General features: G+C 67.6%; 17 protein-coding genes. 2 read left to right on the plus strand and 15 right to left on the minus strand.

What is annotated here, in order from left to right; all coding sequences use genetic code 11:
* Nucleotides 1-3 precede the first annotated feature (3 nt).
* The 9 genes from VEW47_10525 to VEW47_10565 all read right to left on the minus strand — a co-directional run bounded on the left by VEW47_10525 (nucleotide 4) and on the right by VEW47_10565 (nucleotide 11,149).
* Nucleotides 4-2,493 carry an IPT/TIG domain-containing protein gene (locus VEW47_10525; GenBank protein ID HYS05613.1) on the minus strand — a complete coding sequence of 830 codons (2,490 nt, stop codon included), beginning with the start codon at nucleotides 2,491-2,493 and terminating at the stop codon, nucleotides 4-6.
* Nucleotides 2,490-4,310, minus strand: coding sequence for an ABC transporter ATP-binding protein (locus tag VEW47_10530; GenBank protein HYS05614.1), 1,821 nt, complete (start codon nucleotides 4,308-4,310; stop codon nucleotides 2,490-2,492). The genes VEW47_10525 and VEW47_10530 overlap by 4 nt, the downstream gene beginning before the upstream one ends.
* 11 nt (nucleotides 4,311-4,321) lie before the next feature.
* Nucleotides 4,322-5,353: a DUF1611 domain-containing protein gene (locus tag VEW47_10535; protein ID HYS05615.1), complete on the minus strand. Its 1,032-nt coding sequence runs from the start codon at nucleotides 5,351-5,353 to the stop codon at nucleotides 4,322-4,324.
* A 107-nt stretch (nucleotides 5,354-5,460) separates the two neighbouring features.
* Nucleotides 5,461-6,066, minus strand: a complete 606-nt coding sequence (locus VEW47_10540) for a hypothetical protein (protein ID HYS05616.1) — start codon at nucleotides 6,064-6,066, stop codon at nucleotides 5,461-5,463.
* Nucleotides 6,067-6,205: 139 nt separating this feature from the next.
* Entirely contained in the window at nucleotides 6,206-8,509 is a 2,304-nt protein-coding gene (locus tag VEW47_10545; protein HYS05617.1) for a M28 family metallopeptidase, read from the minus strand.
* A 168-nt stretch (nucleotides 8,510-8,677) separates the two neighbouring features.
* The gene (locus tag VEW47_10550; GenBank protein ID HYS05618.1) at nucleotides 8,678-9,094 is read right to left on the minus strand and encodes a GNAT family N-acetyltransferase; all 417 of its coding nucleotides are present in this window, start codon (nucleotides 9,092-9,094) and stop codon (nucleotides 8,678-8,680) included.
* Nucleotides 9,095-9,316: 222 nt separating this feature from the next.
* Nucleotides 9,317-9,814 (minus strand): hypothetical protein, encoded by a 498-nt coding sequence (locus VEW47_10555; protein ID HYS05619.1) that lies wholly within the window; start codon nucleotides 9,812-9,814, stop codon nucleotides 9,317-9,319.
* Between the two features lie 21 nt (nucleotides 9,815-9,835).
* Nucleotides 9,836-10,420: a BON domain-containing protein gene (locus VEW47_10560; protein HYS05620.1), complete on the minus strand. Its 585-nt coding sequence runs from the start codon at nucleotides 10,418-10,420 to the stop codon at nucleotides 9,836-9,838.
* Between the two features lie 195 nt (nucleotides 10,421-10,615).
* Nucleotides 10,616-11,149: an outer membrane beta-barrel protein gene (locus VEW47_10565; GenBank protein HYS05621.1), complete on the minus strand. Its 534-nt coding sequence runs from the start codon at nucleotides 11,147-11,149 to the stop codon at nucleotides 10,616-10,618.
* A 157-nt stretch (nucleotides 11,150-11,306) separates the two neighbouring features.
* Between VEW47_10565 and VEW47_10570 the strand changes: the two genes are divergently transcribed.
* Entirely contained in the window at nucleotides 11,307-12,476 is a 1,170-nt protein-coding gene (locus VEW47_10570) for a glycosyltransferase family 2 protein (protein ID HYS05622.1), read from the plus strand.
* Nucleotides 12,455-13,237: a hypothetical protein gene (locus tag VEW47_10575; protein HYS05623.1), complete on the plus strand. Its 783-nt coding sequence runs from the start codon at nucleotides 12,455-12,457 to the stop codon at nucleotides 13,235-13,237. The genes VEW47_10570 and VEW47_10575 overlap by 22 nt, the downstream gene beginning before the upstream one ends.
* A gap of 4 nt (nucleotides 13,238-13,241) precedes the next feature.
* Here VEW47_10575 and VEW47_10580 read toward each other — a convergent pair whose 3' ends face one another.
* From VEW47_10580 to VEW47_10605, 6 genes are all read right to left on the minus strand, one after another.
* Nucleotides 13,242-13,457, minus strand: coding sequence for a dodecin family protein (locus VEW47_10580; protein HYS05624.1), 216 nt, complete (start codon nucleotides 13,455-13,457; stop codon nucleotides 13,242-13,244).
* Between the two features lie 13 nt (nucleotides 13,458-13,470).
* Nucleotides 13,471-14,223 (minus strand): DNA-3-methyladenine glycosylase 2 family protein, encoded by a 753-nt coding sequence (locus VEW47_10585; GenBank protein HYS05625.1) that lies wholly within the window; start codon nucleotides 14,221-14,223, stop codon nucleotides 13,471-13,473.
* Between the two features lie 22 nt (nucleotides 14,224-14,245).
* Nucleotides 14,246-15,130: a DMT family transporter gene (locus tag VEW47_10590; protein HYS05626.1), complete on the minus strand. Its 885-nt coding sequence runs from the start codon at nucleotides 15,128-15,130 to the stop codon at nucleotides 14,246-14,248.
* A gap of 10 nt (nucleotides 15,131-15,140) precedes the next feature.
* On the minus strand, nucleotides 15,141-15,860 hold the full coding sequence (locus tag VEW47_10595; protein HYS05627.1) for a TlpA disulfide reductase family protein: 720 nt from the start codon (nucleotides 15,858-15,860) through the stop codon (nucleotides 15,141-15,143).
* A gap of 36 nt (nucleotides 15,861-15,896) precedes the next feature.
* Complete coding sequence (locus VEW47_10600; protein HYS05628.1) at nucleotides 15,897-16,988, minus strand: hypothetical protein; 1,092 nt, start codon at nucleotides 16,986-16,988, stop codon at nucleotides 15,897-15,899.
* Between the two features lie 68 nt (nucleotides 16,989-17,056).
* A complete protein-coding gene (locus VEW47_10605) occupies nucleotides 17,057-18,355 on the minus strand; it encodes an amidohydrolase family protein (protein HYS05629.1) in 1,299 nt (432 codons plus the stop codon).
* Between the last annotated feature and the right edge of the window lie 17 nt (nucleotides 18,356-18,372).

The raw sequence follows: 18,372 nt of genomic DNA on the forward strand, positions 1-18,372 counted from the left end.
CGCCTACTCCACCCTGTAGAAATACGTCATGCCGTCGCCGTCGGCACCCACGTCGGTAAAGGTGGTGGCCCCGGTGATCGCGAGGAGCTGGGTCTGTCCGAATTGACGCGGCGACGTGCTGCGGTAGATCGTGTAAGAAGCCTGTCCGGTCGAGGGCCAGGACAGTACGATGCTGAAAGGACCGCGTGTCACCGTGAGATCGATCGGGACGGCCGCCGGAGTGAAGGTGAACGCCGACGGCAAAACCGCCGTGCCTGAGCCGACATTGCCGACCGCGAGGTCGACTACGACTCCCTGTGGGCCCAGCGGAAAGGCGGGGGCCAGGGCGTTGATCTGACCGGTGCTCACGACGTCGACGCCGGACAGGGTGAGGCCGCCCAGGGTCACCGTTGCGGCCGGCTGGAAATTGGAACCCAGGATGGTGACGGGGGTTCCGCCCGACGACGGTCCCGAATTCGGGGCGATCGAGCTCACGCCGGGCAGCAGCGCCTGACCGAGGATGACATCCGGAAGCCCCACGTCCGACTGCACGGCGACACCATTCACCCTCGCCATCGCCAGGCCGCTCATCGTGACAGGAGGCGTGAAGACAATGTCGTAGGTCCCGGGCGGAACGAAGACGCTGTAGAACCCGGTTGCGTCGGTGTTGTCCAGCGACACGATCTGCCGGGTCGTGGTCCCGGACACGTAGAAATTCAAGTCAACCGCCGGGACGATCTGCGCCGAGGAGTTGCGGACGAAGCCGGAGACCGCGAAGGCACCGGGGAGCACGGCGTTGAACCCGCTCCTGCTCGCCGTGATCACGACGTTGGGCACACGCACCGTAGCCAGAGGTGTGCCCGGGGGTGGAATGAAGTTGACGTTATACGTCCTCGGCGGCACGACCACGCTGTAGTTGCCGCTGGCGTCGGTGTTGTCGTGTGGTGTCTCGGACTTGAGGCCGGTGTAGACGTCGAAAAAGCTGAGGTCCGCCGTGTCCACCGGTAAACCGAGCGAGTCCGTCACCTGGCCGGAAACCACGAACCCCTGCTCGAGCAGCACGTCACCCAGGTTCCGATCTCCGCTGACGCCGACGCCGAACAGCCGCTTGGCCGCCAGATTGGTCGTCGCGGGCTCGAAGCGGACGTCGTAGTTTCCCGGCACGACCACGACCGCGAAATTTCCAGCGCTGTCGGTGTGGTGATGGCCGACGAACAGCTTGTTGGTGGCGCTGCCCGCCAGGAAGAAGGTCAGATCGACGTTGGCGATCGGCGCGCGGGCGACCGTGATGCTCCTTCCCGTCACGAGGAAGCCGTCCGGGAACTGGACGGTCGGCAGGGGCGGGGGATTGTTGTTGATTCCGACGCCCGCAACCCGCACGGCGACCAGGCGCTGCGTCACCGGCGGGCAGCCCGTCGTTAACGGCGGGAAGTAATCGATGGTGTAGGTGTCGCTAGCAGGGATGACGGCACTGTAGGCGCCCGTGGCGTCCGTATGGTCGTCCCAGGTCAGAACCTGCACGAGCTTGTTGGTCACGGGGTCGCTGTGAAAGTAATTCGTGTTGGCCTCGGACACGGGTGTGCCCCGCGTGTCCGTCACCATGCCCTTCACCAGAACGCCCCCCGCGAGATTGACGCGGGGAAGCGTCATGTCGGCGGCCACGGTGACGGGGGCGGATTCCTGGGCGACGAGCAGAGTACATTTCTCGGGCTTGGTGTCGATGAGATACGTGCCCGGCGGCACGGCGACCGAGTAGGTGCCCGTGCCGTCGGTGCGATCGTGCGACAGATCGAGAACGATGCCGCTGACCGCGTCGACGACATCGATGTTGACGTTGATGACCGGGTGTCCGGGTCCCGCTGTGTCATAGACCGTGCTGCTCAGGAGCACGCCCGTGGAGAGGGCCACCGCCGGGAGCGTCGTGTTCCCCGTGATCGGGACCGAGAGACGGGCGAGGACCAGATAGCGGGTCCCCGACGGAGGGCCGTACCGGACGTCGTACAGGCCGCAGGGAATCGTCGGGACGACCACGCTGTAGTTGCCAGACAGATCCGTCTTGTCGCGCACGGTGAAGAAACGGTCGCTCGCGCCCGGGGGATAGAAATGGACGTACACGTTCGCCAGCCCGGTGCCGGCTGCATCCGTCACGCGCCCCGAGATGATGATGCCGAATGGCAGGACGACGGTCGCGAGCGTCCTGCTCGAGGTGAGATCGAAGCTGAGAATCCGTTGTGCCGCGAACAGGCTGCCCGAAGTGGGAGTGATCTCCAGGTCGTAGATCCCCGCGTTGACGCCCGCCTGGAACGAGCCGGTGGACGACGTGACGTTGTTGATCGCACCGGCCACGACACCGGTGCAGGAGTCGACGAAATTGATCGTGACGTTGAAGATGCCACCGCCGTTCTGGTCGGTCACCTTGCCGGTCAGCGTGACCAGCGCCGCCGACGCCGGGTAAGAGAGGGACAGCCAGAGCCCCATCGGAACGATGACTCGACCGAACCTTCCCAGCTTCATGTCGCGATCCTTTCAAGCAGCAGCTGCTCCCTGCAAATGCGTGTGTACGGCCCGTTCTTGAGATACAGGGTGTCGTGCGTCCCCTCTTCGACGATGAGACCACTGTCCATCACCACAATCCGGTCGGCGCGCTGCACGGTGGAGATGCGATGCGCGATGACGAAGACCGTGCGTCCTTGCATCAAACGAAGCAGGGCCTCGCGGATGAGGCGGTCGGACTCCGCGTCGACCGCCGACGTCGCCTCGTCGAGGATGAGAATCGGCGGGTTGTTGATGATGGCCCGCGCCAGCGCAATCCTCTGGACCTGCCCCCCGCTCAGGCGCTGGCCGCGCTCGCCGACCTGCGTGCGAAAGCCCTCGGGCAGGGCGCTGATGAAGTCGAAGGCGTTGGCGACCTTCGCCGCCTGCCACACTTCCTCCTCGGTCGCGGCCGGGCGGCCGTAGCGGATGTTGTCCTCGATCGTCCCCGAAAACAGGAACGGCTCCTGGGTGACGATGCCGATCTGGCGGCGCAGCGAGGCCAGGGTTGCCTCGCGCAGGTCCTGGCCGTCGATCAGGACGCGCCCCCCGGCCGGATCGATGAAGCGCGGCAGGAGACTCAGAAGCGTCGTCTTGCCGGACCCGTTCGGCCCGACGAGCGCGACTACCTGCCCGCCCTCGATCCGGACGCTGATGCCGCGCAGCACAGGCACGCCCGGCACGTAGGAAAACCGCACGTCCTCGAAGAGCACGTCGCCGCGCGTCACCGTGAGCTCCCTCGCACCGTCCCGCTCCTTGAGCGGCGTGGTCTCGTCCAGGAAGTCGAGGATGCGGTCGAGGGACACGCGCGCCGCCTGGTAGGTCTCGTTGGTGCGGGCCAGCCGGCGAAGCGGTGGGAAGAGCATGGCGGCCAGGGCGTAGAAGGCCATGAGCCCGCCCTTCGTCATGCGCTCGTTCAGGACGTCGTTGCCGCCAATCCACAGGATCAGGGCGCCGCCGATTGCCACCGCGACGTTGGCCAGCGCCGAAAGCTTGCCGCCGATCCGCGCCTTCTCGATCAGCCAGTCGCGCAGGCGCGCCGTCTGCGACTCGACCAGGGCCTCTTCCGCCGCTTCCTGGTGATAGGCCTTGACGACCACGCGGCCGGCGATCTTCTCCTGGAGAGTGCCCGACAGCGCCACGCGCTCGTGCCGCGCCTTCCGGCCGGTGCGCCGCAGGGCTGGGCTGAACCTGACGAATGTGAGGGCGTAGAACGGCAGGACCGACATCACCACGAGCGCCAGCCGCCAGTTCAGGGCGAGGATGACGCAGGCGACTGTAGCGATCGTAATCCCGTCCATGAGGGCGCGCAGGAAGCCGTCGGTGATCATGTCGAGGACGGCGTTGATGTCCCCCATGAAGCGCAGCATGATCCGGCCGGTCGACGCGTTCTTGAAGAACGGCATCGACAAGGACTGGAGGTGCCGGTAAAGGTCGAGCCGGAGCTCATAAATCATTCTCTGGCCCATTTTTTCGCTCGCCGTGCGCTGGAAGTAGGTGAGGGTCCCCTTGACAAGAGCCAGGGCGACCAGGCTCGCGAAGATGACCAGCAGGAACTGCTGAGGCGGAAGGTCGAGCCCGAAAATGTGCAGGGACTCGTGGCGCCTGAGGACGGCGTCGATGACCTTCTTCAGGAAGAAGGGAAGGGGTACGTCGATGACGGACAGGGCGACGCTCAACAGAAGCGTCGCGCCGAAGAGGACGCGGTGCGGCCGGGCGTACGGCAGAAGACGCCGTATCTCATCCCAGGCTCCCCACTCCTTCTGCGGCGAAGGGAGGGCGGAGGGAGTCTCGTTCACGACGCTCCCCGTCAGGCCACCGACGCCGGCGTCAGGACATCGTTCAGGGCCCCCGACAGGATCATCTCGCCGTTGAGGCACGGCACCCCGGTCGCCTGCCGCACTTCCTCCATCCCAAGGCGGCTGTTCGCGACCATGCCGCTGACGGCCCCAACCGTGTACCCCCAATCGCGCAGCCAGCGCACACCGCTCTCGCATGACGGGCTCTCGGGCGCAGCGTACAGGGCCACGTCGATCGTTTCCTGGAACGATCGCTCTTCCAGGAGGAGCCGGGTCTCGCGCTGGAAGATGCCGTCGGCGAGCTCGTAAACGATGAACTCCGGCCGGTCCTCGAGGAGCATGGCGCGCAGGTCGGCGGCCAGCGCCAGGAGGTCGCGCGTCGGCAGGTTCGCAGTGGACGGATGGCCGACGCAGGTGAAGTCGAGCACGCGCAGAGCACCGGCATCCTCCATGATGCCGGGGTCCTTGCGGCAGGCCGTCCCCGTGATCTTGGCGGCCACCACGCGGCGCCCCTGGCCGCTCAGGCTGCGGATGACCTGGGCGGCGGTGGTCGTCTTGCCGGCGTTCATCGAAGCACCGACCACCAGGACGGTCCGCGGCCTGGGGGCGGAGATCTGCGTCTTCGGCCTGCGGGCGAAGTCTTTCAGGTAGAGCGCCTTGCCCGTTCCGTTCGCGAGCGATCCGATCCACTCGAGAGTCGTCGGCTCGGGCATCTTTTCATTCTTGCTCGCAATGAATCCACACACCCCGCCCATGCTCAGGAGGTGTGCGGCCGGGCCGTCGGCGATCGGGAGTCCCTCGTACTGGTCGGTAGCGTAGCGGTAGGCCAGGCACCCCCCGATCACGTCGCCGGGGAAAAGGGTGAGCCTCCGGCCATCCGTGCCCTCGACCTCCTTGTTCTTCCCGAGGCACAGGACTCGTGCCAGGACGAGCCGGCCGGGATCAGGATCCGAGCCCAGGAGGCCGATCCCCCTGACGGCGGAGCGGTCCACGCGGTGGGTCGTGTAAGTCCATTTGATCCGAATGTTGCCAAAATATTCCATCGAAACCTCGCTTCCGCTCGCTCCGGCACGGATCGCCGGGCGGACGGCATGGATGAATGCGTCTGCCTTCGGGAAGAAAGAACTCGCGTCGCGGCCTTATGCGATGGTCAGGCCACGAGTCCGGGGAGCGGCAGGCAGGGAACGACCGTGCCTTCGCGGGGGCGAGGGATGGAGTGGCAGGGACCGGAACCATAATGCGTCAGGACGTCAGACGCGTCGGTCGAGCGCGGGGAATCGGTCTGGATGTGCACCCGCAACATCGCCAGGAACTCCCCGGCCGGCCGAATCTTGGGGGGCTCCTGCAGCGACCAGAACAACGTCTTGATCTTGGCGGCACGCCTCCCCTTCTTCATGCTGGAGTCTTCGTCCTGCGGGTCGGCGGCGGCCTGGCAGGGCTGCAGGTTCGACTCGTCGAGCGCTTCGGCGAGCTGCGCGGCGGCGTCGACGTCGTCCTGCTCGTCCGCGGTCGCCCGCGCCGCGACGACCTCACCGAGGGCGTGCTCGAGCCGCGCGCGTGCTTCCTCGCGACGCTTCTTGCGCTCGGCCCGGCGCAGGATCCTGGCGCGGTCGTCCGGGTCAGGATGGTGCCGTCTCAGGTGGTGCTCACAGGTGGCGTGGCGTCTGTGAGTGCGTTCGGGATCGAGTATGCGCGGCGAGGGCATCAGGAAGATGCCGAGCAGGATGCAACTCGCGCTCGCACGAATGAGGCTCACGAGTCTTGCTCCTCGATGGGGGTGAAGGTACCCCCACCCATCTCGGCGGTCAACAACCATTTGACATGAACTCCACGCAGGCTTCGCGGGGCTCGATACCGCTGCGAACCCCCCGCGCCAGGTCGGCGAGACGCGCAGGTTATTTTCCGCCGGCTCCGGAAGCAAGGTCCCGCGCGACGCCAATCTTCTGGGTCGCGGCATCGATCCTTTCGACGACGATGCGCAGGGCCAGCTGCAGGGCCTCGGCGTCCCGGTCTCGAGTGGCCTGGACGACGGCCGGGAACGGCCACGCGGAATAACCGGTCGTCAGTCCGGGGGCGTACAACGTGTGCTGGAACCACGGGCGCCCGGGAAGGCCGTTCTTGTCCAGGAAGGCGCGCTCGATCTGCACGATCGCGTCGTTGAGTCGGGCCAGGGCCGCGGAATCGGGAGGGGCGAAGGTCTCATGCTGGAGCCGATCGAGAAGCGCGTCGAGCTCGTTGGCGGCCGTCGTGAGGCGGTCGACGGCCTTGGCCAGCGGCGAGAAATCGGGCTGGAGCGCCGGCTTCTTGCGCGCTTCGACGGCGGCCTGCGATCCCGGCTCGACGGTGCCGGGTCCGCTGCGCGCCGCCTCCCAGATGCGCCGCTCGCGGACCGTCTCGCGGCGCAGGAGCTCCAGGTCGCGCGACAGGGCCCGCCCGTAGGCGCCGTAGCGCAGGGGCGCGACCTCGGCCGATCCCAGCCGCATGGCGAGAAGGCCGTACAGACGCGACGCGACCGTGTGGTAGAGGAACTCGGGATCACCGAAGTGCTCCATCCAGAACAGGTCGTCGTAGATCGAATGGTAGACGCCGTACGGTCCTTCGAAGGAGAAGTCGGCGCTGGCGATCCCGACGTGGTCGGCGAAGGCGGTGTAGTCCGAGCCGGATCCCAGGGGCTCGAGCTGCAGGTCGAAGACCGCCGCGTCCGGCCCGCAGGCCGGCTCGCTCTTCGCCCACTCGCGCTGCCGGCGCGAGCGCCAGGCTTCGACGACCGAGCCGCCGCGGCGCGGGTCGTCGAGATCGCCGGCCGCCTCGACGATCAGGTCGCGCAACGACGGGATCCCGGAGACCTCCAGGTCGCCCCCCGTCACCGAGGAGTCGAGATTGATGTAGGCGACGGCGTTCTGCTGCAGCGCCTGCACGCGGTCCTCGACCCACTCGGTCGAACCGAGCAGGCCGTACTCCTCGCCGTCCCAGGACGCCAGGAGGATCGTCCGCCGCGGCTTCCATCCGCCCTTCAGGGCGGCGGCCAGGCCGCGGGCCGTCTCGAGAAACGATGCGGTCCCCGAGTTGGGGTCGACGGCGCCGTACGTCCAGGCGTCGCGGTGGTTGCCGAGGACGACGAGCCTGTCGGGCTCGGCGGTTCCCGGGACAGTGGCGACCACGTCGTACAGGGGCCTTATGGCGTAGTCCATCTCGACCGACATCTCGACCTCGGCGGGACCGGGTCCGAGGTGGTAGGCGAACGGCAGGCCGCCCTGCCAGTCGTCCGGCACACGGTCGCCGGCCAGCGCCTTCAGGATCTTCGACGCCTCGCCGTACGACAGCGGCAGCGACGGGATCTTCGGGATGCCGTTCATCTGCTCGCGCCCGACCCGCTTCGCCCCCTTGGTCGAGGCGTAGCCGGGCGTCGATGGATCGCCGGGACCGGACGACAGGAACTGCACCGAGCCTCGCTGGATGGCGGACGGCGGGCGCATCGGACCGTCCGGATAGACGTCCCCCTTCATGTAGCCGTCGTCGGCCGGGTCGCTGTAAATGATGACCCCCTTCGCGCCGCGCAGCTGCGCCTCCTTCACCTTGAGACCACGGAACACCTTCCCGTAACGGACCAGGGCGATCCGCCCCTCGACCGACAGGCCGAGCGACTCGAGCCGCTCGAAGTCCTCGTGCGTCCCGTAGTTGACGTACACCACCTGACCGGCGGCCTTGCCCGCTGCGCCGTATCCGTGGAATGCCGGGTAGGCGTCCTCGCTGTAGGAGTCCTTGTCGCGCGGGTTCCCCTCTTCACGGAGCGACAGGGAGGCCGGCTCCGGTTTCAGGAGCTTGAGGCTGACGGCCGTCGGGAGGTTGAGCCAGATTTCGTACGGCACGAGCTCGGTCTTGAGTCCGAACTCGACGAGACGGTCACGCACGTACTCGGCGACTTTCTTCCCCTGCGGCGTTCCCGCCACGTGCGGTTCTTCGGTGAGGGCGTGCAGCCAGGCGCGCTCGCGCTCGGGCGTCGGCGTGGCCAGCATCTCCCTCTCGGCACGGCGCTCCGCCGCGACGCTTCCGGCGAGAAAGCCGAGCCGCGGCCGGGGCGCGTCGGTCTCGGCGGGCGCGCCGCCGGCGGCCGCGGGGGCTGGTGCCGCGGCCAGGAAGAGCGCGGCCAGCAACAGCGCGCCGCGCGCGGTGAGTCCACGGATCTGCGCAGGTGGCATCGTCCCGTTTCTCCGAATGAGTTGTGGTGGAGCTTCGAACGCCCGGGAGCGTAACACGAAACGGCGGCCGGAGGATGGAATAGGGGAACGAGGGACCGTCCCGGTGCGTCCAGGACCATCGCCCGCATCTTCCCGGCCTCCGTCGCCGTCACAGCCGGATCGGGCCGTTCACTCGAGGGTCTTCTCGTACACGTGCTGCGATTTGCCGATGACGTAGCCCCTGCCCTCGTAGAATGGCCGGGCTTCGAGGCGCTTGACGTTGGAGCGCACGCGCATCGTCGCGTAGCCGCGACTCTTCGCCCAGGTCTCGGCCGCCGCCACGAGCGCCCGGCCGGCTCCCTGGCGACGCGCGCATCGGTCGACCACCAGGCCGGCGAGCTCGGCGTACGGGTCCGACTCCAGGAAGATCCTCGCGATGACGTGCGTCCACCCGACGATCCGGCCGTCCTCGTCTTCCGCGACGAAAACGGCCGACCCCGGATCGCCCGATACCGAATCGAAGCGCCTGCGAATCTGCGCCTCGGTCGAAGGGTAGCCCAGCTGTCCGGCGAGATCGGCGACCACCCGGGTGTCCCGTTCCGTCATGGGCCGCACGCGCACGCTCATCGAGGCGCCTGCGATGTCAGGGGGAGCATGCCGGCGATCCTATCGCAAGTACCCTCGGCCGTGGTCGGCCCGACCCCCAAGACGGGAAAACGCGCACGCCGGTCATCACACCGGCGTGCGCGTCCTGCCCGAGGGCCAGACGATCGTCGGGGGCGTGGCGGAGGAACGCGCCGAGATCGTCCTGGTCACCGGGCCATGCGCTTAGAACCGGACGCCGACGCCCACGACCGCCTCGGTGTCGTTGGCCAGAACGACCTTCATCTGGCCGTAAGGACGGACGTCACCCTTTCGCCCGCCGACACCCAGCACCAGGTTCACGCCGGTATCGGTCGTGTCGGACTGGCCGGGGGTGTTCCGGTCCCTGAAGATCAGGGTCGGCCCGGCGCCTGCCCAGACGGTATACGGCTGCCCGCTGGGGAAGTCGTAGTGGAAGTCGAAGCTGAGCGCCGTCAAGTCGGAGGAGCCGGAGTCGGCGAACGCATGTTCGAGGTTCGGATTGCCGAACCAGCGCTGACCGGTCCCGACTGTGAACAGAGCCTCGGCGCCGAGAAACGGCTTGTCGTTCTCGGCGTAAGCGCCGCCCCTCACGCCGAAATCGGTCTTCGCCTGTCCCGGGGTGATCGACAGGGCCCCGGAGAGAACGCACGCGCTCGCGAACAACAGAACTCGCACGGCAGAGTACTTGCGGATCGTCATCATCTGGACCTCCTTTCCGTCAAATCAACCGCGGACCTGGAGCTGGTTCACGACGTGCTTGACGCCCTCGGTGTCGTGGGCGACGCGGGCGGCGAGCTGCCGCTCGGCTTGTGAGTCGACTTCACCCGCCAGGGTCACAGTCCCCCGGTCGGTGTGGACGGTGATGTGCGACGCCTTCACGCCGCGCTCGAAGGCGAGCGACAGCTTGATGGAGGCGCTGGTGGAGGCGTCACGGACGGCCTCGCTGAAGCTCTTGTCGGCTTCCGTCGGCCCGTCTCCGCCGCCCTGCGCGATCGTCAGCTGGTTGTCGACGCTCTTGACGCCGTCGGCGTTCTTGGCGATCTCGCCGGCGAGATCGCGGTGAACGTCGCTCGGCACGGTTCCGTGCAGGGTGACGACGCCGTCGCGGGTATCGACGTTGATGCGGAACGGATTGAGGTGGCCGTTGAACAGGTACGTGGTCTTGATGCGCATCGTGATCGAAGCGTCGTGCAGCGAATCACCGGCGGTGCGCTCCACTTCGGCCTTCGAGTGCGCCTGTGAGCATCCGAGAGAAAGGATCGCAAGAAGCGCCGGCATCGTGAGCGTTCGAACGAGAAGTCGATGCATCATGGTCTCCTTTCCAGCGACACGTAACGAGCAAAGCCGGTGCCACCGGCGTGCATCGCGCTGATTCGGCGTCGCAAGTCACCGGGGCTCAGTGACCTGGAGACATGCGCGGCGCCGTTGTTTGCGTCCCGCGAGAGGGGCAAAGTGTCCTCCCCAGGGGACCTTCGGGAGACCGGGACCCGGGCGGGCGGGTGTTTACCGACCCCAGCGCCACACGAGGCCCGCGTTAGCCGCGATGCCGTCGAACTTGGCGTTCCTGTCGAAGGACGCCAGGCTGACGTGGGTCTCCATCTTCCTCCAGAGCGCCTCCACAAAGAACCGGGAGGCCGCGGAGCCGAGCTCGATGCCCGCCTGGCCGTAGATTCCGTTCTTGTCGTCAATCGAGCCCTGATCGGAATCCAGGAAGTATCGGGTGACTCCCGCCCCGACGTAGGGCGTGAACGGGAAGGAAGGAAGAAAGTTGACGCGCAGGCCGGCGTCCACAGGCTTCGCCTTGACGTCGACCGCCTGGCCGTTCACGTCGGTGGTGAAACTCGAATAGTAGGTCCCGTGGAAGTCGAGCTCGAGGAACTTCACGAAGGAGAACCCGATCCGTCCCCCTCCGCCCGCGCTGTTGTCGGCCTGGTCTGAATTCCAGTAGGAGCCGTAAACACCGAGACTGCCCGCCAGAGCCGGAGCGCACAGAAACGCCGTCGCGGCGATCGCCGTCATTATCATCTTCCATTTCATGGGCACCTCCCTCAACGAGACAGTGCCCCACCCAGACCGGCTGAAAATGCGGTCCCACGCTATCGCAGGATCGGGACGACGGCAAATGCGCGGCGGGCGGGAGGTTGCGTCAGCGGGCCCGATATCTATATTGACTCCGGTATCCGGGGAGACTCGCGTGTCGGCCTACTTTTACATTATCGTGATCTTCATCCTGGTGGACGCGCTCAAAGTCTACCTGGAAATCTGGAACCGCCCGGTCCGGCGCGATTTCACCACGGATCTCTCCAAGGTCACGGCGCTCATCCCGACGCACAACGGCCAGGCGGTCATCCGCGAGACGGTGGAGGACCTGATCCGCGCCGGGTTCGCGCGTGATCGGATCCTGGTCGTGGACGACGGCTCGACCGACGACACGCCGAAGATCCTCGAGCAGCTGAAGGTCCGCACCTATCGCATCCCCAACATGGGGAAGGTCTCGGCGATCAACTTCGGCATCCACCGGGTGCAGACGCCGCTCGTGCTGCTGCTCGACGACGACACGCGCATCGGGGACGCGCGGATTCCGACCTCGCTGCTCGACCACTACGACGCCGCGGCGTTCAACGTCGTGCCCGATCGGCGCAGCCGGTACGGACCGAAGGGCTCGGGACTGATCTCGTGCCTGCAGCGCTACGAGTACTGCAAGTCCATGGAGATCGGCCGCCGCTTCCAGGACGGGACGGCGAGCATCTCCTGCGTCTCGGGGGCGATCGGCCTGTTCAAGAAGGAGCGTCTGCAGGCGTTCCACCACAAGCACACCGGCGTCTTCCAGGGAGAGGACCTGCAGCGGACGATCATCGAGCTCCTGAACGAAGGGGACGTCGTGTTCGTGGACGAGCTGGTGTGGACCGTGGTGCCCGACCGGATCGGAGCCCTCGCGCGCCAGCGGATCCTGAACTGGTACCCGGCCCACTACCACGTCTTCGCCTCCTACCTGAGGCTCCTGACCGGGCGGAACTCGCGGTGGCGGCTGCGCTACGAGATGGCCTACAACGTGTTCGTGGTCCTCACGGACCCGTTCCGCTTCTGGTCGCTCGTCATGATCCTCTACAGGCGGCGCTGGGACGAAATCGCCTTGATCTACGGCCTGTATCTTCTGCTCGAGCTCTACCCGTTCCTCACCATCCAGCGCAAGGTGAACAGCGGGTACAAGTACCTGGTCCTCGTCCTCTATCCGATTTTCGGCCTGGGCAACGCCGCGCTGCGCGCCCTGGCGTGGTTCGTCTGGGCCTACAAGCGATTCGTGACCGGCGAGATGCGCCGGAAAACGGAGAAGGATCGGAAATGGAGCGCCACATCCAACTGACGAGACGGGTCCGCGTCCTGCCGTGGCGGACCACCCTCCTCGCCGCGCTCGCGTGCGGCGCAGCGATTGGCTCGGCCCGCGCGGCCACACCTCCGACGAGGGAGGACTCCCGCGCCAAGCCCGCCCCGCCGGCGGCCGCCGCCCCGCTGGGGAAGATGATCGTGCAGTGGGACCACATCATCGATTCGAACGACAACACCTTCGAGGACTTCTGGGGATACCTGTCCTACAGGCAGATGCACGTTCAGGCCTGGTACGGCGATTTCACGAAGGGGGGGGAGATCGGCGGGTTCCTGCGCGATCACCGGCGCTCGACCTGGTCCGGCTTCTACCGCTACCGCAAGGACTTCGATCAGGTCGTGGAAATCGACACCGAGCAGATTCTCAAGAAGGGTTTCGTGCTGGCCGCCCTGCTGCGAGGCATCCACGTGATCCCCGACAACGCCCCCGACGCTCAGAACCAGCTGCAGTACGGCAGCGGGTTCGACTACTACTGGGGGGACTACGACTTCCTGTCGTTCCGCACCATCAGCGACCCGCGACAGGGGGGGCGCTGGTCGTTCATCGCCTCGACGCGGCTGCATCGTGGCGAGACGATCTACGTGCAGCCCGGCCTGGTCAAGCACACCGACGGCTCGACCGGCTGGTTCGTGCAGGGGAAGGTCAAGCTGTTCCGCTGGAGCGCCGGCAAGTACAACCAGTTCGACTGGACCGAGGTCGACAGGACGATCTACAGCGCCGGCCTCGAGTGGACCTACTGAGTCCTCATCGACCAGCCTGGTACTTGAAGGACACCTTCACCTTGGCCCTGTAGGCCTTGATCTTCCCGTTGTCGATTTGCAGGTCGAGCGTCGTCACCTCCGCGATCCGCAGATCGCGCAGGCTCTTGGAGGCCATGCTGACAGCGGCCATCGCCGCCTTCTCCCACGATTCCGTGCTGGTCCCCACGAGCTCGATGATCTTGTAGACGCTCTCGGCCATCGGATCCTCCTTGTCATGAAGTCGAACGGGTCCGTTCCGCCAGGTAATCCTGCCACATCATCCTCGCCGCCACCGATCGGTAGGGGCGCCAGGCGTCGGCGAGGCGCGCGACGCGCTCCGGCGACGCGCGGCCGCGCAGCCGCTTCACGCTGCGCACCGCGTGCACCAGCGCGATGTCCCCCGCCGGCCAGATGTCCGGGCGACGCAGCGCCATCAAAAGATAGATATCGGCCGTCCAGGGCCCCACGCCCTTGAGTCGCGTCAGCGTAAGGGCGACGTCCGCGTCGTCCATGCGCGCGACGGTCTTCAGATTGAGACTCCCGCCGCTCACCGCCTCGGCGACATGAAGGCAGTACGCCGCCTTCTGCCGGGTCACGCCGAGCAAGCGCAGGCGGGCGGTCCCCATCTCGACGAATCGCTCGGGCGTGAACGGCACCACGCCCCGCGCGAGCCGCCGGAAGATCGCCCGGGCCGAGGCCAGCGAGACCTGCTGCTCCAGGATGATCCGCACGAGCGTCGCGAAGCCCGGACGCCGCCCCCACAGCGGAGGCGGACCATGGGTCTTCAAGATACGCCGGAGATCCCGATCCCGTCCGGCCAGATGGCGCGCCGCCTCCGGAAGGTCGCGCCTGGTCAGCGTCGCGGGTCGCGGGGCGCGCAGGACGTTCATGCCGAACGACGTGACACCGAGTCCGCGTCCGGCGTACAGGAACTGCGCCTGGTAGCCGTCGAGCTCCTCGAGCCGCTTGAAGGTGACGTCGGCCATGGTTCCTCCTCGTGACCGCATTCTACCCGGATCGACTGCCGGGTCGACCCTCGCGTCCCGCAAGGGTGAGCGCGACTCCTCCGAGGATCAGGATCGCCGCCGCAGCCAACCGCGGCGACACGCTCTCTCCCAGGACCATCACGCCCCCTGCCGCGGCCAGCGCCGGCACCGACAGCTGCACCGTGGCGGCGCGGGACGCGCTCAATCCCTTCAAAGCGGCGTACCAGAGGACGTAGCCGAGACCGGAGGCGACGACCCCCGAGGCCAGGGCCAGGAGGATGCCACCCGGGCTCGCATGCAGATGACGGGCGGAGAGCAGGCTGACCGTCAGGGCGAAGGGGATCGAGCGGATGAAGTTGCCGGTCGTCTCGGGCAGCGGACCGGCGGGGCCGCGGCCCCGCAGAGAATAGATCCCCCAGGAGATCCCGCCGACAGTCATGAGCATGGCGCCGCCCGGGGAAGGGGCCCGCAGCCCCGGAAGCACCAGGATCACCAGGCCCGCCACCGCAAGCGCGAGGCCGACCCAGTGGCGGGGGCGCGGACGTTCCCCCGACCCGATCGCGGCCAGGAGCATGGTCGCCTGGACCGACCCGAACAGGATGAGCGCCCCCGTCCCGGCCCCCAGGCTCGTGTAGGCGAACGAGAACGGGATGGCGTAGAGGAAGAGCAGGGCGGCCGATCCCCAGTTTCCACCGACCCGGAGCGGCCGGCCGCGCATCCCCAGGGACAGCAGGACCAAGGCGACCGCCCCCGACGCCAGGCGAATGGTCGAGAAGCTCGCCGCGTCGATCTCCGCGCGGCCGAGGGCCAGCCGGCAGAGCACCGAGTTCGCCGCGAAGGCGACGAGCGCCGACGCCGTGCAGAGGACCGTGGTGCCGGAGGGACCCCCGCCCCGCGCCGACGTCACCGGCCTCGCGTCACTTGAGAAGAGAGGCGAGCGCCGTCTCGGCCTCGGTGTGCAGCGTCGGGGGGGCGCCGTAATACGTCGCGACGGCGTGCCCCTCGCCGTCGAACAGCAGGAGCGTCGGCACGGCGCTCACGTCGCCGAACGCGCGCACGACCTCGGGTGTGCCGATCGCGAACACGAACGGCAGCTTGAGCTCGGACACGAGCTTGCGCACGTCCGGCTCCTCGGACTGCACGGAGATCGCCACGACCGCGAGGCGGTCCCCATGGAGCTTCTTGAGATCTCCGAGCCACGCGAGAGTGCCGCGGCAGGGAGGACACCAGGTGGCCCAGAGCTCGACCGCCACCGGCCGTCCCGCCAGTGTGGACCGGTCCACGGATCTGCCGTCGAGGTCGGTGATTGTCACGGCCGGCCATTCGGCGATCGCGGCCGCGGGCGCGGGGGCCGCCGCGGCGTGGGCAGCGTCCTTGTCCCCTTCCAGGACCAGCCGGATCATGCGCGACAGATCGGCCCGGAAGCGTTCGTGGGCCGCAGCGCTCTTGAGCGGCGCGTACCGACCCCCCACCTCGGCCGCCCCCTTGCCGTAGAAGCCGAAATCGTCGGGTGTGGCCGCCAGGACGTCGTCGACGAAGATCGCCGGGTAGCGCGTGACCCCGAAGCGCTTCGCCAGCTTCGAGTCTCCGTAGTTCTCCGACACGAACCGCACCTTCCCCCCGAATTCCTGAACCACGCTCTGCGCCAGCAGACCTGCCGGGTCGGAGATGTTTCAGGTGTACGGCCAGCGGACGAGCGTGACCGTGGCGCGCGGTGCTGCCTTCGGCGCCTCCGGGATCGCCGGCTCGAGCGCCGCGAAGTAGCGCGGCAGCACGTCCGCGACGATCGCCGCGGCGATCGCGGGATCGCCCGCCGGCGCCGGGTCCGACAGGTTGGCCTGGGCCGACTCGAGGAAGATCCTGCCCAGGCTGTGATCGGTGCCGCCCTCGGACAGACGGGCGTCGAGCTCGCGGAGTCGCGCGGCGATCGTCCCGGTGTCGAGGGCCGGCTGCGCCTGGCGCAGCGGTGCGAATCGCAGGGCGGCCTCCAGGTAGCGCAGCAGGGCGCCGTGTCGCAGTCCCGCGGCGTCCAGCTCTCGTGCCTCGTTCAGGGTGGAGTTGGCGACGATGAACTCGCGGTGCCTGTCGATCGACACCGGCGGCCTGTAGACGGCGAGGAGATCGCGCTGCAGGGCGTCGATCTCCCCCTGCAGCGCGCGCAGCCTCGGCGCCGCGCCGGCCGTCGGCGCGGCGAGGGAGCGGCAGAAGGCCGCGAACTCCTTCTGCGCCTGCGCCGACGCCAGGTAGAAGAAACCGAAGTCCGGCATGGTGTTGCGCCCGTACTCGAGACTCGACTCGTAGAAGGCGCGCACCTGGGGAAGGGCCGCCTCGGCCACGGCCCGCACGGCCGCGGGGCGCAGGCCGTCCAGAGCACCGGCCGAGGGACCGCGCAGGTCGGCCTTCAGCGCCTTCCCGAGGCGCGCCCACTCCGCCTCGAAGCCGGCGTCGTCCTTGCGCTCCCGGGGCGACCGTCGTTCCAGGGACTCCGAAGCGGCCAGATTCACGCGCACGGCGGCCAGACGCTGCAGCGCCAGCCAGCGACGGCCGTCGTGGAGCGCCTTGTCGGCGCGCTCGAGGATCGGCGCGCTGGCCTCCTTCACCTGGACCCAGAGCTCGTCCGTGGACGTGTTGTTCTTCAGAAAGACGGACCAGCGCGCGATCTCGGCTGCGAGCGGGTCGGCGGTTGCGGCGCCCGCCCGGGGATGCGCCAGCGCCAAGGCGACCAGGAGGGCGCACACTCCTGAGGAAACGGCTCGAATGTTCATGACAGGGATCTCGGGATTGCAAAGGCTTCCCTCGGCAGGGAGGGAAGAGCGTCACCGGGAGTGACGCCTTATGATAGCCCAAGAACCGAGTCCGGGATGCGGAGGCCCTGCTTGAAGCGCATCCGGATGTCCTTCACCTTCTCGAAATCGGCCAGCGGGTCGCCTCCCAGGACCAGGAAGCTCGCCTCGTATCCTTCCTGGAGATGCCCGATCTTCCGCTTCGGGAAGATCGTCCCGGCGGTCGTCTCGCACCAAGCCTTGAGGAGGGCGCGGTTGTCGAGGACGTTCAGGGTGTGCACGTTCAGCGCTTCGGCGAGGGCGGTGACGCCGTAAACGTCGGGGCCGAGCGCGATCTTGACGCCCGCGTCGCGCAGCAGCCCCAGATTCCCCGCCTGGATCTGCCTCGCCGTCTTCAGCTGCGCGGCCTCCTCGGGCCTGGCCATCTCCGCCGCGGCCACGTAGGTCGTCGTGACCACGACGACGCCCTGGCGCGCGGCAAGCGCCGCGTCCTGCGCCGTGATCGGGAACCACTCCTGGTGCTCGGGTGTCGGGAAGTAGCCGGGCATGTGGTTGATCTCGTCCACCCCCGCCGCCAGCGCGTTGCGGAAATCGACCGCCGTCTCGATGTGGCAGGACACGCGCAGGTGATCGGCGTGCGCCCGATCGACGATCGAGCGCAGGACCTTCGGGTCGAGTCCCCGGTGGCCGTAGTAGGCCGGGTCGTTCCGCCTCGTCTCGAACTCCTCGGAATAGAGCAGGTGACCCTTGATGAAATCGGGAGCGCCGGCCATGATCATCGGCCACTTCTTCTCCAGATCCGCGTCGTTGTCGATGATGACGTATCCGAGATTTTCGAACGTCCCGTCGGGCCCCGGGGTCTTCACCTTCCTGAGGTACTCCTCGTACAGCCTGACGGGATGCCCCCCCGCGGCGGTGATTCCCGCGTTCGCGAACACCACGTCGACGCCGTCCGGCCGGTTGATCTTGTCCTTGATCTTGCCGGTGTCGCGCGCGATGCTGGCGGGGTTCTTGGCATAGAAGATCCCGTCCCGAAGGTACTGCCGGAGGATGTTGTCGATGTCGTGCGGGCCGGCGATGTAGTGGTTGTGCGCGTCGCCGAACGGCGGCACGACGTAGCCGTCCTTCAAATCGACCACCTCGTCGACAGCCGCCGGCGCCTTGACGGTCAGCACGCCTCCGGCGGCGTAGAAGACCCGGCGCCTGAACACCGTCCCGTCGAACCATCTCCCGTTGACGAGCTTGCAGACCTTGTCCTTGACGGGGGAGGGGAGGGCTTGCGGCTGCGGCGCCTCCCCGCGCGAGGCGGTGAGGACCAGGGCCAGCGTCAGGCCGGCTGCGGAAAGCATCCGTGCGCTCCCGGCCT

The organism is Candidatus Dormiibacterota bacterium (assembly GCA_035635555.1).
Taxonomy (GTDB): Bacteria; Acidobacteriota; Polarisedimenticolia; order Gp22-AA2; family Gp22-AA2; genus Gp22-AA3.